At 68.4% G+C, this 13,138-nt stretch carries 13 protein-coding genes and 3 pseudogenes; 5 read left to right on the top strand and 11 right to left on the bottom strand.

Annotated elements, in window-relative coordinates:
• A pseudogene (locus ACZY0Y_RS13940) lies at window positions 1-274 on the top strand (HNH endonuclease signature motif containing protein); the annotation flags it as partial.
• 492 nt (window positions 275-766) lie between these two features.
• Here the strand turns inward: ACZY0Y_RS13940 and ACZY0Y_RS13935 are convergent.
• Window positions 767-1,021 carry a hypothetical protein gene (locus ACZY0Y_RS13935; RefSeq protein ID WP_463882919.1) on the bottom strand — a complete coding sequence of 85 codons (255 nt, stop codon included), beginning with the start codon at window positions 1,019-1,021 and terminating at the stop codon, window positions 767-769.
• 317 nt (window positions 1,022-1,338) lie between these two features.
• Here ACZY0Y_RS13935 and ACZY0Y_RS13930 point away from each other — a divergent pair, with 317 nt between their 5' ends.
• The gene (locus ACZY0Y_RS13930) at window positions 1,339-1,791 is read left to right on the top strand and encodes a DUF6328 family protein (protein ID WP_463883034.1); all 453 of its coding nucleotides are present in this window, start codon (window positions 1,339-1,341) and stop codon (window positions 1,789-1,791) included.
• A gap of 44 nt (window positions 1,792-1,835) precedes the next feature.
• Entirely contained in the window at window positions 1,836-2,498 is a 663-nt protein-coding gene (locus ACZY0Y_RS13925) for a DUF6766 family protein (protein ID WP_463958549.1), read from the top strand.
• 4 nt (window positions 2,499-2,502) lie between these two features.
• On the opposite strand, the gene ACZY0Y_RS13920 is transcribed toward ACZY0Y_RS13925, so the two are convergent.
• On the bottom strand, window positions 2,503-3,627 hold the full coding sequence (locus ACZY0Y_RS13920) for a glycerate kinase (RefSeq protein WP_463882915.1): 1,125 nt from the start codon (window positions 3,625-3,627) through the stop codon (window positions 2,503-2,505).
• Between the two features lie 71 nt (window positions 3,628-3,698).
• On the opposite strand from ACZY0Y_RS13920, the pseudogene ACZY0Y_RS13915 reads away from it, so the two are divergent.
• Window positions 3,699-4,429, top strand: a pseudogene (locus ACZY0Y_RS13915) (histidine phosphatase family protein).
• 70 nt (window positions 4,430-4,499) lie between these two features.
• Window positions 4,500-4,928 (top strand): annotated as a pseudogene (locus ACZY0Y_RS13910) (NAD(P)H-hydrate dehydratase); the annotation flags it as partial.
• Between the two features lie 15 nt (window positions 4,929-4,943).
• Here ACZY0Y_RS13910 and ACZY0Y_RS13905 read toward each other — a convergent pair.
• The 9 genes from ACZY0Y_RS13905 to ACZY0Y_RS13865 form a co-directional block, all read right to left on the bottom strand.
• Window positions 4,944-5,768, bottom strand: coding sequence for a glycerophosphodiester phosphodiesterase family protein (locus ACZY0Y_RS13905; RefSeq protein ID WP_463882911.1), 825 nt, complete (start codon window positions 5,766-5,768; stop codon window positions 4,944-4,946).
• 69 nt (window positions 5,769-5,837) lie between these two features.
• On the bottom strand, window positions 5,838-6,086 hold the full coding sequence (locus tag ACZY0Y_RS13900) for a hypothetical protein (protein ID WP_463882909.1): 249 nt from the start codon (window positions 6,084-6,086) through the stop codon (window positions 5,838-5,840).
• 109 nt (window positions 6,087-6,195) lie between these two features.
• Window positions 6,196-7,014, bottom strand: a complete 819-nt coding sequence (locus ACZY0Y_RS13895; protein ID WP_463882907.1) for an HAD family hydrolase — start codon at window positions 7,012-7,014, stop codon at window positions 6,196-6,198.
• A gap of 64 nt (window positions 7,015-7,078) precedes the next feature.
• Complete coding sequence (locus ACZY0Y_RS13890) at window positions 7,079-7,591, bottom strand: YbhB/YbcL family Raf kinase inhibitor-like protein (protein ID WP_463958548.1); 513 nt, start codon at window positions 7,589-7,591, stop codon at window positions 7,079-7,081.
• A 9-nt stretch (window positions 7,592-7,600) separates the two neighbouring features.
• Complete coding sequence (locus tag ACZY0Y_RS13885) at window positions 7,601-8,605, bottom strand: carbohydrate kinase family protein (protein ID WP_463882903.1); 1,005 nt, start codon at window positions 8,603-8,605, stop codon at window positions 7,601-7,603.
• 82 nt (window positions 8,606-8,687) lie between these two features.
• Window positions 8,688-10,037 (bottom strand): Na+/H+ antiporter NhaA, encoded by a 1,350-nt coding sequence (gene nhaA / locus ACZY0Y_RS13880; RefSeq protein ID WP_463958546.1) that lies wholly within the window; start codon window positions 10,035-10,037, stop codon window positions 8,688-8,690.
• 77 nt (window positions 10,038-10,114) lie between these two features.
• Window positions 10,115-10,810 carry a potassium channel family protein gene (locus ACZY0Y_RS13875; RefSeq protein WP_463882899.1) on the bottom strand — a complete coding sequence of 232 codons (696 nt, stop codon included), beginning with the start codon at window positions 10,808-10,810 and terminating at the stop codon, window positions 10,115-10,117.
• Window positions 10,803-12,194 carry a TrkH family potassium uptake protein gene (locus ACZY0Y_RS13870; protein WP_463882898.1) on the bottom strand — a complete coding sequence of 464 codons (1,392 nt, stop codon included), beginning with the start codon at window positions 12,192-12,194 and terminating at the stop codon, window positions 10,803-10,805. Before ACZY0Y_RS13870 ends, ACZY0Y_RS13875 begins: the two co-directional genes overlap by 8 nt.
• 43 nt (window positions 12,195-12,237) lie before the next feature.
• Window positions 12,238-13,032 (bottom strand): alpha/beta hydrolase, encoded by a 795-nt coding sequence (locus ACZY0Y_RS13865; protein WP_463883032.1) that lies wholly within the window; start codon window positions 13,030-13,032, stop codon window positions 12,238-12,240.
• Window positions 13,033-13,138 lie beyond the last annotated feature (106 nt).

Raw genomic sequence — 13,138 nt, 5'->3', positions numbered from 1 at the left:
TGGCTGCGGCTCCGCGACGGGAAGTGCCCGTTCCCGGGCTGTAACAACCAGTCCCTGGACAACGACGCCGACCACCTCCTGGCCTGGGCCGACGGTGGCACCACCGGGATCTCCAACCTCGGCCAGCCCTGCCGCAAACACCACGGCCTCAAACACAGCTCGGCCTGGACACCGGCCGGGGCCAGCAAAGACGCCCCGCCCGGCTGGACTTCCCCGTCCGGGCGGTATTACCCCAGCGAACAACAGGACTGGGAACCACCCCACTGGCCACCGGGAGTCCTGGCCACTGAATTTGTCCCGGATACGCAAGCAGACCTGAATGACGACATGGATGCCGCGTTGGGCAAGGGCCCCGATTCGGAACAGGAACCGGAACCGGACCAGGAACTGAAACCGGATCAGGAACACGAGCTGCCCGCCGATCCCTTGCCGGAGTGGGACCGCTTTATCTCAGAGCACTCGCTCCGCGCCGGGGACACTGACGACCACGGATGGCGGCAGACACCTGCCTACCCCCAACCGCTATCCTCGCTTTCCCCAAGCCCTGAGAAACGCAATTGCGCGCCGTTTCAGTCCGGCGCTCTTCGAAAGTTGCAGGCACAAAGCTTGGGCTCAGCCGCCCGGTCTTAGCCGGACGCTGCTTAGCCGGACGCTGCTTAGCCGGACGCTGCTTAGCCGGACGCTCGTAGCAGCAGGAAGGCCAGGACCGGCACCAGACGGTGCGCGCATCCTGGCCTTCCGCTACGGGGCCTTGCTCAGGCCCAGCCTAGCCAGCGTCGAAGGCTTCCTCATCGTCGTCGTCGCGGTCCTTGGGGGTCTTGTTCTCGGGCAGGTCCGTTCCCGATCCGTCGGGCAGGCCGGCCGCGTCCTGGCCGGGCTCCGAGGAGAACGGCCGACCGGCGTCGGGCTTTTCGGTGTTGGTCTCGTCCATTTCCGCTTCCGCGGACGGCATGGCGGCCCCGGAATCCCCGGCGGTGTCGGCGTCGTAGCCGGGGGATGTGCTGGTGTTTTCTGAACTCATTTGTTCCTCCGTTCCTCCGAAGCGTCCTGCTCCGGGCTCTCCTGCACTGTCCTTGTCTTCGGCCCCGGGCGCTAACCCGGGCCTGCGAAGCGGTCCCCGCGAAGTAGACAATTCCACCCTACCCGCAACTTCATCAGCACCCTTAGTGCCGGCTTGAATTTCGCATGGTTCAAGCCTAGGTTGAGTGTTAGCTGCCACCGCAGCCTGTTCCGCATTCACCCGGAGGCGCGCCCGTGTCCGACCCAGAGCCAGTATCCGATCCTCATGCAGCGTCCGCATCTAGGAAGCACGCGGCGGACTCCCGGAACGAGTCCGGCATCGAAAAACTGGACCGCAACTGGATGGAACTGCTGCAGGAACTGCGGGTGCTGCAGACCGGGGTGCAGATCCTCGCGGGGTTCCTGCTAACCCTGCCGTTCCAGTCGAGGTTCGAGACACTGGACGACTTCCAGACCACCCTCTACCTCGCCAACGTTGCGCTGGCTGCCCTCACAACGTCCCTGATCCTGCTGCCCGTAAGCGTGCACCGCCGCCTGTTCCGGCTGCACCTCAGGGCCGCCCTGGTGTCCAGCGCGGACAGGATCGCGAAGGTTGCCCTGGCCGGCATCGGGCTCCTCAGCGTCGGCACCTCCGCCCTGGTCTTCGACGTCACGGCGGGCCGGACGGCGGGGCTGACAGCCGGGGCTATGCTGTTGGCGGTGCTGCTGCTCCTGCTGGTCTACGTGCCGAGCAGGCTCCGCCGCCAGGCCGCGGAAGGACGAATGACATGACGGACACCGCCAGTCAGGAACGCAGCAAACTGCCAGGAGGAACTGTGAGCAAGTGGGTCAAGGAACACGGGCTGCTGCTGGCAAATATCGGCCTTTTCCTGGTGTTCTTCGGCGGCATGGTATTCAGCGGGGCCGCCGACTACAGCGAGGACCAGCTGGCCCACGGCGAGCCGGCCGTGACCGTACTGGGCTACCTCGGCACCGGGGTGTTCCTCGAGGCGACCTTTGAAAACTGGGAGTCCGAGTTCCTGCAGATGGGCATGTACGTCATCCTGACAGTGTTCCTCTTCCAGAAAGGATCCTCGGAGTCGAAACCGATGGGCAGGGTAGCCCCGCAGGATGAGGACCCCCGCGACGCCACCCTGAAGCCAGCCACCCCGGGGCCGGTGCGGCAGGGCGGCTGGGTCCTCAAACTCTACGAACACTCCCTGTCGATCATGTTCCTGCTGCTGTTCGCGGCCTCCTTTGCCCTTCACGCGGTCGGCGGCAGCGAGGAATACAGCTCCGAGCAGCAGAGCCACGGACAGCCGCCCGTGACCGTCCTCGGCTACCTCGCGACGAGCCGCTTCTGGTTTGAGTCCTTCCAGAACTGGCAAAGCGAATTCCTCGCCGTCGGCGTCCTCGTCGGCGCTTCCGTCTACCTCCGCGAAAGAGGCTCGCCGGAATCCAAGCCCGTCGCGGAGCCGCACTACGAGACCGGCGCCTGAGCGCCTACGCCCCCTCGAGCACCTGGCTGGTGGCCCAGGCCAGGTACTTCGCGGCGTTCGCGACGGCGTCGTCCGGACTGCCGGCCACGTCCAGCAGTTGAGCCGCGGCGACCACACCGTGGTTGGCGAGGTCCTCCGGCGTGACCAGGATCCGTCCCGCGACCACAATCACCGGGATTCCGAGGCGGTGGGCGGCGTCGGCGAGAGCAATCGGAGCCTTGCCCGTCAGCGACTGCGAATCCAGCGACCCCTCACCGGTGATCACGAGGTCCGCCTCAGCGAGCTTGCCGGCCAGTCCAGTGAGACCGGCCACCAGCTCGAAGCCGCCTTCCAGGGCAGCGTTGCTGAAGGCCAGGAACGACGCCGGGAAGCCACCGGCCGCCCCGGCCCCGGGAACGTTGACGTCACGTCCGGTGGATTGGCGCAGCACGGAGGCCCAGTTGCGCAGTCCGGCGTCGAGCAGCTCGACGGTGTCCTCGTCGGCGCCCTTTTGCGGGCCGAACACGTGGGCGGCGCCGTCGCTGCCGAAGAGCGGATTCTGCACGTCGACGGCGATCCGGAAGGTCACCGCGCCCAGCCGCGGATCGAGGCCGCTGACATCGAGCTGTGCCACGTCGGCCAGTGAGCCGCCGCCGAGCGGCACCACATTGCCCACGGCATCGAGCGGCTTGAGGCCGAGTGCGCGCAGGGCGCCGCTGCCGCCGTCGCTCATCGCCGAGCCACCCAGGCCCAGCACGATCTCCGTCGCGCCGGCGTCGAGGGCGGCGGCGATCAGCTGGCCGCAGCCGTAGCTGTGCGCCCGCAGGGCGTTGGCCGGGGTGGGGTCCATGTGCGCAAGGCCGGAGGCCTGCGCGGTCTCGATGACTGCGGTGGCCCCGCCGAAAGCGTCCCTCCGGATCGCCCAGGCCGCGCCGACGGGTGCCAGGATCGGGCCGACGACGGCGTTCAGCCGCTCCTCGTACCCGGCGGTGACGGCCGCCTCAAGGGTTCCCTCGCCGCCGTCGGCCACCGGAAACTGGATGGCCTCGGCGTCGGGATAGACGCGCAAGGCACCCTCGGCGATGGCGGCAGCGGCTTCGGCGGCGGTCAGGGAGCCTTTGAACTTGTCGGGGGCGATCAGGATACGCATGGTCCTATCCTGCCAGCAGCCCCGGACAGCCGCCGTCACCCGCGGCAGCGCGCATCACCGGCCCTCCCGGTATGAGCGAACTGCTGCTCGTCCGGCACGGCGAGAGCCAGGGGAACGTCGCCGCCACTATGGCACACCAGTCCGGGGCGCACGTCATCAATGTTCCGGCGCGTGATGCCGACGTCGAGCTGTCCGGAACCGGGCGCGAGCAGGCGCTGGCGCTCGGTGGCCTGCTTGCCGGGTTTCCGGAGGACCGGCATGCCGCCGTCTGGTCCTCCCCGTATCTCCGCCGCGGCAGACAGCGGAACTGGCCGTGCACACCGGGGGCTGGACGACGCAGGTCCTGCTGGATGAACGGTTGCGTGACCGTGAGATCGGCATCCTGGACATGCTCACTTCGGCCGGAGTGGAGGCCAGGCTCCCCCGGGAGGCCGAACGGCGGCGCTGGCTGGGCAAGTTCTACTACCGCCCGCCCGGCGGCGAATCGTGGGCCGACGTCGTCCTCCGCTTGCGCTCCCTGCTGGCTGATCTGGACCGCCTGTACCCCGGCCAGCGGGTGCTGCTGGTCTGCCACGACGCCGTCATATTGCTGATCCGCTACATCCTGGAAAGGCTGACGGAGGGCGAACTGCTGGACATCGCCGGCACAACGGCCATCCTCAACGCCTCCGTGAGCCGTTTTGTCCGTCCGGGCGGCACCGGCCGCTGGCAGCTGGAGAGCTTCAACGTGACAGACCACCTGATGAGCGAAGGAATCCCCGTGACCGAACATGCCGGTGATGCCAATGTCCACCCACGGTAAGCCTCACCCCGGGGCCGGCCGGGAGCCGGTCCGCCCTGAGCCGGTCACGCCGACCCTGTTGCGGGACTGGCCGCTGCCCGGCGGGGGCGGCATCCTGCTGGGGCACGACGCCGCGGAGCTGGTCCGGGACGTACCGGAGCTCGCGGAGAAGTACGGCGCGGTGGTGAGCTGCCAGGGTGTAATCGCCCGGCCCGGCGGGGCTGGCGGGCGCCCGGTCTCCGAAACGGGAGGCGGTGGGGCCGGCGGTGCCCGGGCCTCGCTGTGGGAAATCACCACCGGACACAGCGGTCTGGGCACCTCCGGCTCCGGCGACGTGCTGTCCGGGACGATCGCCGGGCTGCGGGCGCGGGGAACCACGGACGCGCAGGCCGCCTGCTGGGGCACCCATCTGCATGCGGCCGCCGGCGACAGGCTCGCGAGCCGGCTGGGCGGCCTCGGCTACCTCGCCCGTGAACTCACGGAGGAACTGCCGCAGCTGATGATGGAGCTCGGTTCCTGACGCCCTGACCTGGGCTCAGCCGCTCCAGCTGCCGCGTTCCTGCAGGACTTCCTTGAGCAGGTCCGCGCGGTCGGTGACGATCCCGTCGACCCCGAGGTCCAGCAGCCGGTGCATTTCCGCGGGATCGTTGACCGTCCACACGTGCACCTGCAGCCCGTGCCGATGGGCGCGCCGGACGAGGCCGGGGGTCACGACGGTCACCGCACCGTAGCTGACCGGAACCTGCAGGGCGAGCACGCCGCGGAGCGCACGCCCCGCTGTGAGGCGCAGCAGCGACGCCGGGAGGACCGGGCCCAGCAGGACAAAGAGGGCGTTGGAGACCATTCCGGCCGAACTTGCCGCGGGCCGGCTCAGCTGTCTGAGCACAGCCCGGCGGCGGCGGTCCGAGAAGCTGGCAATCAGAACGCGGTCGTGCAGCCCGAACCGTTCGATCGCCGCCGCCAGGGTATCCACCGAATTCCAGTCCTTGACGTCCAGGTTGAGCCTGACATCCGGGAAGGCGGTGGCAAGTTCCTCAAACAACGGGATGGGTTCCGCACCGCCGATTCGCGCCCGCGCCACAGTCTCCGCCGGGAGTTCCGAGATCCGGCCGCGGCCATCCGTGACCCGGTCCAGGGTTTCGTCGTGGAACAGCAGCAGGACGCCGTCGGCTGTGGTGTGCACATCCGTCTCCAGGTGCTGGAACCCCAGTTCGACGGCGGCGCGGAACGCCGCCATGGAGTTCTCCAGTCCGTCCCGGGAGAACCCGCGGTGGGCCATGGCCACGGGAGGTGGCGGACCGTCTCCGGCGGCCGGGCCGGAGGCAGAACCGGAGGTAAAAAACGGGTGCGGGGTGCTCACTCCTGAAGCCTATCGGAGCCCGGGCCAGCACCGCTCAGCAGCAGTCGAAGTGCGGGCAGGAGACCGGGATCACTTGGAGTGCGGGAGGATCTCCACGCCGTCGCTGCAGTGCAGGAGCGTGCGGCCACGGCCGCCGTCGAGGTACACCCACACGGCGGTGTGGTCCGCCGTGACGGCGTCCACCCGGCCGCCGGTTTCGTACCCGGGCGCCAGCCTGACGTTGACGCGATCGCCCTGCTGCAGGCTCTTCCAGTGCGCGTCCGGCGCCACCGGGCGCAGGGGCATGTCGTCCAATTTCTCCGTGCGGTACCTGGCCATGACTTCCCACCATCAGTCAAAAATCCGTCGTGAGACTCCAGCGTAGGGGGCGAAGGTGAACGTGAGTTGTCCGGGAGCTGGGAGTCCGGTGTCTGGACTGGCAGCCTGGTCAGGGAATCGTGATGCCCAGGGCTGCAAGCTTGGCCTCGAGTATCTGGGCGACGCCGTCGTCGTCGAAGTGCGGTGCCTGCTGCCCGGCCGCAAGGATGGCCTCGGGGTGCCCGCTGGCCATCGCGTAGCCGTCGCCGGCCCAGCGCAACATCTCGATGTCGTTGGGCATGTCCCCGAACGCCACCACATCGGCCGAGTCGACGCCCAGGGCGGCCGCGTACTCGGCAAGCGTGACGGCCTTGTTGACACCGGGCAGGGAGAGTTCCAGGAGCGCGATGTTCGGCGCCGAGTGCGTTGCCGCAGCAAGGTGGGCGACGGCCGGCGTGACCTCGGCGAGGAATTCGTCGGCGGTGCCCTCCCGGACAATGGCGAGGAACTTCACCACGGAATCGGACGCGGTGAGCGTGGTGTGCAGCGGTGCCGGCGTGAACTCCGCGAGCAGCCTGCTGGCGCCGTTCTCGATGAACCCGGGTTCCAGGTGGAAGCCGGTCAGGGTTTCGGCAGCGAACAGCGCGGCGGGGCGCAGCCGCTGGATGATGCGGCGGGCCTCGAAGACGGCGTCGAGCTGCAGGGCCCGGGCTGAGACCATGCGGTCCGCTTCCAGGTCCCAGACGACGGCGCCGTTGGAGCAGATGACGGTACCGGTGTGGCCCAACTGCTCCTGGAGGGGGTGCAGCCACCGCGGCGGGCGGCCCGTGACGAAGACCAGTTCGATGCCTGCTTCCCGGCAGGCGTGGAACGCACGGACGGTCCGGTCACTGATTTTGCCGTCGTGGCCGAGGATCGTTCCGTCAATGTCACTTGCTACCAGCCGCATACTGCCAGTCTACGTGGGCGGGGTGGGGGCGGGTCCCGGTGCGGGCGGGGCCGACGGCGGGCCGCTAGTGCCGTTCGTAGATGCCGGTCAGGCTGGCCCGGCCCAGGGCGTGCGGGGCGAGCTTCGACTCCAGCTTTGCCGGGTGGGCTGCGGGGTCGAGCCCGGAGTGCGTGACGTCGAGGGCGTGGACCGTGACGACGTACCGGTGCGGGCCGTGGCCCCTGGGCGGGGCCGCCCCCAGATAGCCGGTGGCGCCGCCGTCGTTCTTCAGCTGGAACGCGCCGGGCGGCAGGTGACCGCCCTGGCGCGACCCCGCTCCGGCCGGGAGGTTGGTGACGCCGGCCGGGAGGTCGAGCACGGCCCAGTGCCAGAAGCCGCCGCGGCCCGGAGCGTCGGGATCGAACACGGTGACGGCGTAGCTCTGGGTTCCGGCCGGGGCGCCGCTCCAGCTCAGCTGCGGCGACTCGTCCTTGGCGCCGGCGCCGGTCGAGGCACCGCGCTGGGCGGGCGGCAGGGTCTGGCCGTCGAGGAATGACTCACTGCTGACGCGGAAGGACGGGGCCTCGTGGTGTGTCATGGCTGCCTTTCAGTTGCTGGGGAGTTCTGCACCTTCGGGGCCGCGGCCCGCAGCCTCCGCGGGGTGCGGGGCCTGTGCGCCGAGCTCCACCCGGTTCAGTTCGGCACGGGTGGGCGGGTTGGCGCCGGCCCGGGATACGGTGACCGCGGCGGCCCAGGCTGCGCGGGCCAGGAGGTCCCGGAGGCTTTCGGCGGAGAGCTCACGCAGGTCCTTGCGGTTCTGCGCCCCGGCCAGGCCCAGGTCCACCACGCCGGAGAGCAGCGCCGCCATAAAGGAGTCGCCGGCGCCAACGGTGTCCGCCACTTTCACGGACGGCGCCGGGAAGTGCGCTTCGCCGGCGGCATTCACCCCCCAGGGCCCCTGCGCGCCGCGGGTGACCACCACCATGGCAGGGCCTTCCGAGCCGCCCAGCGCAAGCCAGCGGCGGGCCGAATCCAGCGGATCCTCGCCGGGGTACAGCCACTGAAGATCCTCATCCGAGGCCTTCACCACGTCCGCCAGGGTGACGAACTTCTCCGCCTGCCGGCGCGCATAGTCGACGTCGGTGATGATGCTGGGCCGGCAGTTGGGGTCGAAACTGATCGTGGCCAGGGGATGGGCATGTTCGACGGCGGCGAGCACCTCGGCGGCCCCGGGAGCCAGCATGGTGGCAATCGAGCCGGTGTGCAGCAGCGTCGTTGCCTGCAGCATAAACGGCAGCCGGCCCGCGAGGCCGGGCAGCTCCCAGGCGAGCTCGAAGGTGTAGCTGGCGCCGCCGTCGTCGTCGATCAGGGCGGTGGCCACGGACGTGGGGAGCTCATCGGGGCCCAACGGCAGCAGCACCGAGCTGGACTTCAGATGGGCCGCCACCGCTTCACCGTAGGCATCGCGCCCGTAGCGGCCGATGAACTGCACCGGATGATCCAGCCGGGCCAGCCCCACGGCGACGTTGAGCGGGCTTCCGCCGACATGGGCCTGGATACCGGAGGAACGCTGGACCACATCAACCAGGCCCTCGCCAATTACTGTGAGCATGCTCATACTCTGCCAGAGAACGCGGGCCGGCGCCCGGGTGGTCCGCAATGCGGGTGGCTGGTTCAGGCCCTCGCCGAGCGGGCTACCGGGCGCTGCCGTCCTGCTGGTAGACGTCCGGGATGCCGTCCTGGTCCGCGTCGACCTTTTCCGCTTCTTCGGCCTGCCGGTACTGCCGGTTACGGGTCCTCAGCACCACCGTGGCGAGCAGGGCCGCCAGCACGGACGCGGCAAGGATGCCCACCTTTGCGTGGTCGTCGTGGAGGCTGCCCTGGCCGAAGCTCAGCTCGGCCACCAGGAGCGAGACGGTGAAGCCGATGCCGGCCAGCAGGGACACCCCGAAGACGTCGATCCACTTGAAGCTGTTGTCCAGGCGCGCCTTCGTGACCTTCGTGAGGAGCCAGGTGGTGCCCATGATGCCGATCGGCTTGCCAAGGACCAGTGCCATGATGATGCCGACAGCCACCGGGTCGGTCAGCGCCGAGACCAGCCCGTCCCAGCCGCCCACGGCGACGCCCGCGGAGAAGAAAGCGAAGATCGGGACGGCGACGCCGGCCGAGATCGGGCGGAACCGGTGCTCAAAGACCTCCGCAAGGCCCGGACCGGCCTCCGGTCCCCCGCTGGCCTGCGAGCGCAAGACCGGGATGGCGATGCCGAGCAGCACGCCTGCCACGGTCGCGTGGATGCCCGAGGCGTGGACGAGGGCCCACGTCGCCGCGCCCAGCGGCAGGAGGATGACCCAGGCCGCGGCCGTCTTCGTCCCGAAGAAACGCCGGTATTTATGCGCGAGGTAGGTGTAAAGGGCCAGGGGTAGCAGCGCCAGCAGCAGCGGCAGCGGCTGGAGGTCGCTGGTGTAGAAGACGGCGATGATGGTGATGGCGATCAGGTCGTCCACCACGGCGAGTGTCAGCAGGAAGATCCGCAGGGCGCTGGGCAGGTGGGATCCGATGATGGCCAGCACGGCGACGGCGAAGGCAATGTCGGTGGCGGTGGGGATCGCCCACCCGCGCAGGGTCTCCGGGCTCACGAGGTTCACGACGGCGTAGATTACGGCCGGGATGGCCACACCGCCCACGGCCGCAGCGACCGGAACGATCGATTTGTCCAGCTGCCGCAGGTCCCCGGCGATGAACTCCCGCTTGAGTTCGAGTCCGACCAGGAAGAAGAAGATCGCCAGCAGCCCGTCGGCCGCCCAGGCCCCCAGGCTTAGTTCCAGGTGCCACGGTTCGTAGCCGAACTTGAAGTCGCGCAGCGCGAAATAGCTCGCGGAAACAGGCGAGTTGGCCCAGATCAGGGCGATCACGGCGGCGGCAACCAGGAGGGCGCCGCCGACTGTTTCCTTGCGAAGGATTTCGCCGATCCGGAGGGATTCGGCGTAGCTGCCGCGTCCAAAGATGGTCAAACGGGGCCGGGAGGGAGGAGGTGTGGGGCTCATGCGGGAGTCCTAAAATTTGGGTCGACTGAACTATGCCGACCAGACTTCCCGGCGCACCTGCCCCCCAGTCTAGTGGGTCAGGACGTGGTGGCGAACCGTTCGGCTTTGGCTTTGCTGCCCTGGACGATGATCTGGTCGTCGTCGTAGAGCACTGTCTGCGCCGTCGTATGGCCCCATTTGCCGCCGGGCCGTTTGACCGCCACGATGGTGATGCCGTACTTGTCCCGGAGGCCGAGCACGCCGAGGGGACGGTCGCGGATGCCGGCCGGCGGGCTGGTCCGGATCATTACGAAGTCGTCCTCGAATTCCACATAGTCAAGAATCGAACCGAGGACCAGGTGCGCGACGCGTTTGCCCATGTCGTGTTCCGGCCGGATGACGTGCTCGACGCCGAGCTGGCCAAGGATCTCGGCGTGCGGTTCGCTGATGGCCTTCGCCCAAATCTGGGGGCGCCGGAATTTGAGGATCCGGGAGGTCGTCAGGATGCTGGCTTCGATGTCCGAGCCGATCCCGACCACCGCCCGGTCGAACTCATGGACCGAGAGCTGGCGAAGCACTTCTTCCTTCGTGGAGTCGGCCCGGACCACATGGGTGAGGCGTCCGTTAAAGGACTGGACGATTTCCTCGCTGGCGTCGATGCCGAGCACCTCGGTGCCCTGCGCCTCCAGTTCCAGGGCCAGCGAGCCGCCAAAGCGGCCCAGGCCGATGACCACCACTGAGGACGCCTTGTCACCGGCGGCAGAGGAGTGGGACGAAAAGATGTTCCTAGCCAATGAGGGGCCTTTCCTTGGGATATTCGTAGAGCATGGGTCGTTCGCGCAGGGCCAGGGCCGCGCCAAGCGTCACCGGGCCCAGCCTCCCGACGAACATCAGCAGGATCAGCACCAGTTGACCCGCAGGAGGGATGGCGGCAGTGATGCCGGTGGACAGCCCGACCGTGGCGAAGGCCGAGATTACCTCGAACAGAATCCGCTCCTGTCCGAAATCGGTGATCAGCATCAGGAACATCGTCGAGCCGGTCACCAGGGCGATCGCCAGCAGCACCACTGTGATGGCCTGGCGGTGCACCGCGCGGGACAGGCGCTTGCCGAAAATGTTCACAGCCGTCCCACCCTGCAGCTCGGTGCTGAGGATGAAGAACAGGACGGCGAAAGTGGTAATTTTCAGGCCGCCTGCAGTTCCGGCCGGGCCGCCGCCGATGAACATCAGGATGTCCATGCCCAGCCAGGACACCGGATTCATCTGGGCGATGTCGATGCTGTTGAAGCCGGCGGTGCGGGCGATGGCGGACTGGAAGAAGCCGGCCAGTACCCGTTCGGCAGGATGGAGGCCGCCCAGGGTTGCCGGGTTGGCCCATTCGACGGCGGTAAGGAACACTGCGCCGCCCGCCAGGAGGATGGCCGAGCCGACGAGGACGAGTTTCGTGTTCATGCTCCAGTGGATGGGACGCCGGTACTGCCGTCCCAGTTCGAAGAGTACCGGGAATCCGAGGCCGCCGATGATCACAGCGGCAGCTATCGGAAGGCAGATCCAGGGGTCGCCGACGAATCCCATCAGGTTGTCCGAATACAGGGCAAAGCCGGCGTTGTTAAAGGACGAGATGGAGTGGAACACCCCGTGCCAGACGGCGTCGCCGAGTGGATAGCCGTACCCGGCCATGAACTGAATCGTGAGAACCAGCGCCAGGGCCGCTTCCACGGCCAGACTGATGGCCAGAACACCCACGAGCACCTGGCGGACGTCGCCGAAGCCGCTGCTCTTGGTCTCGGCGGCGGCGGAAATCCGGGACCTCAGGCCCAGCCGGCGGGCGGTCAGGACCCCGAGCAGCGTGCCGAACGACATGACGCCGAAACCGCCGACCTGGATCAGGACCAGGATGACCACCTGGCCGAATCCGCTCCAGAAAACTGGTGTGTCCACGGTGATCAGGCCCGTTACGCAGACGGCTGAGGTGGCGGTGAACAGGGCCTCCAGCGGGCTGGCAGCACCCCCGCCTGCCTTGGCCACCGGGAGCAACAGCAGCCCGGTGCCGGCGGCGACGGCACCGGCGAAGCCAAGGACGATCACCTGGGCCGGGTGGCGCGGCGCGAACGCCCGAATGAACTTGGTGAAGCCCGCTGTCAGGGCGCGCAGGACCGCGGGAACTTCAACTTGCATAGGGGTCACGCTATCACCGGGCGCCGCGCGCCCCTGATGCGGTTCACACCAGCAGGAGCTGCACCAGTTCCCGGCACTTCCGGTAGGCGGCGGCCTTCGGATCGATTAGGGCGAAATGGTCCCCCGGGACCTTCAGGAGCTGGACGGGCGCGCCGGCAGATTTGGCCGCCGCAGCGTAGGAGTCGGACTGGCTCACGGGAACAGTGTCATCGTCCGTGCCATGGACGGCATAAACGGGGACCGCCAGCGGGACGGCGCTCATCGGGTCCGCATATTTATGCCGTTTCGGGTATTTCTCGGAGGAGCCGCCCAGCAGGTTGCTGACTGCGCCGTTGCTGAGGTTCAGCCGTTCGGCTTCAGCGAGGTTGAGCACCCCGGACTGGCTGACGACGCCGGTCAGGTGCACCGCGCCGTCGTCGTCCTTGCGCAACAGCTGGCGGTCCGCGTCCGGGGCGCCGAGCTGGGCCAGGCGGGTCCGTCCTGCCGCCCACACGGCAAGGTGGCCGCCGGCCGAGTGCCCCAGCGCCACGACCCTGTCCAGGCCGAGGCCATGGTCACCGGCGATGTCGCCGAGCTTGTCGATTCCGGCGAGCACGTCGGCGAAGGTATGGGGCCAACCGCCGCCATTGCCGGCGCGGCGGTACTCGAGGTTCCAGGCTGCCATGCCGTGCACCGCAAGGTCCTTGGCCAGGGGTTCGCCGAGTTCCGCACCGTACTGCGAGCGCCAGTAGCCGCCATGGATGACCACCACCACACCCTTGGTAGCCGCAGCATCCGGCAGGAAGAGCTCACCCCACTGGCTGGGGTCATCGCCGTAGCTGTACCTATGCCGCTTCACAGTGTCCTCCTTGGGGCCCGGTGAACAGGCGGCGGAGAGTGCCCCCAGAGTCACCGTCGCTGCGGCCGCGATCAAAGCCCGACGCCGCACATCAGCCATGTGCCGA

It is taken from the genome of Pseudarthrobacter kochi (assembly GCF_055412805.1).
This window is presented reverse-complemented; position numbering and strand designations above follow the sequence as displayed.

Coding starts and splice junctions, on each gene's coding strand:
- ACZY0Y_RS13895 (WP_463882907.1), bottom strand. CDS start 7,014: ATGCGGCTGGTAGCAAGTGACATTGACGGAACGATCCTCGGCCACGAC.
- nhaA (WP_463958546.1), bottom strand. CDS start 10,037: ATGAGCCCCACACCTCCTCCCTCCCGGCCCCGTTTGACCATCTTTGGA.
- ACZY0Y_RS13885 (WP_463882903.1), bottom strand. CDS start 8,605: ATGCTCACAGTAATTGGCGAGGGCCTGGTTGATGTGGTCCAGCGTTCC.
- ACZY0Y_RS13870 (WP_463882898.1), bottom strand. CDS start 12,194: ATGCAAGTTGAAGTTCCCGCGGTCCTGCGCGCCCTGACAGCGGGCTTC.
- ACZY0Y_RS13890 (WP_463958548.1), bottom strand. CDS start 7,591: ATGACACACCACGAGGCCCCGTCCTTCCGCGTCAGCAGTGAGTCATTC.
- ACZY0Y_RS13920 (WP_463882915.1), bottom strand. CDS start 3,627: ATGCGTATCCTGATCGCCCCCGACAAGTTCAAAGGCTCCCTGACCGCC.
- ACZY0Y_RS13900 (WP_463882909.1), bottom strand. CDS start 6,086: ATGGCCAGGTACCGCACGGAGAAATTGGACGACATGCCCCTGCGCCCG.
- ACZY0Y_RS13935 (WP_463882919.1), bottom strand. CDS start 1,021: ATGAGTTCAGAAAACACCAGCACATCCCCCGGCTACGACGCCGACACC.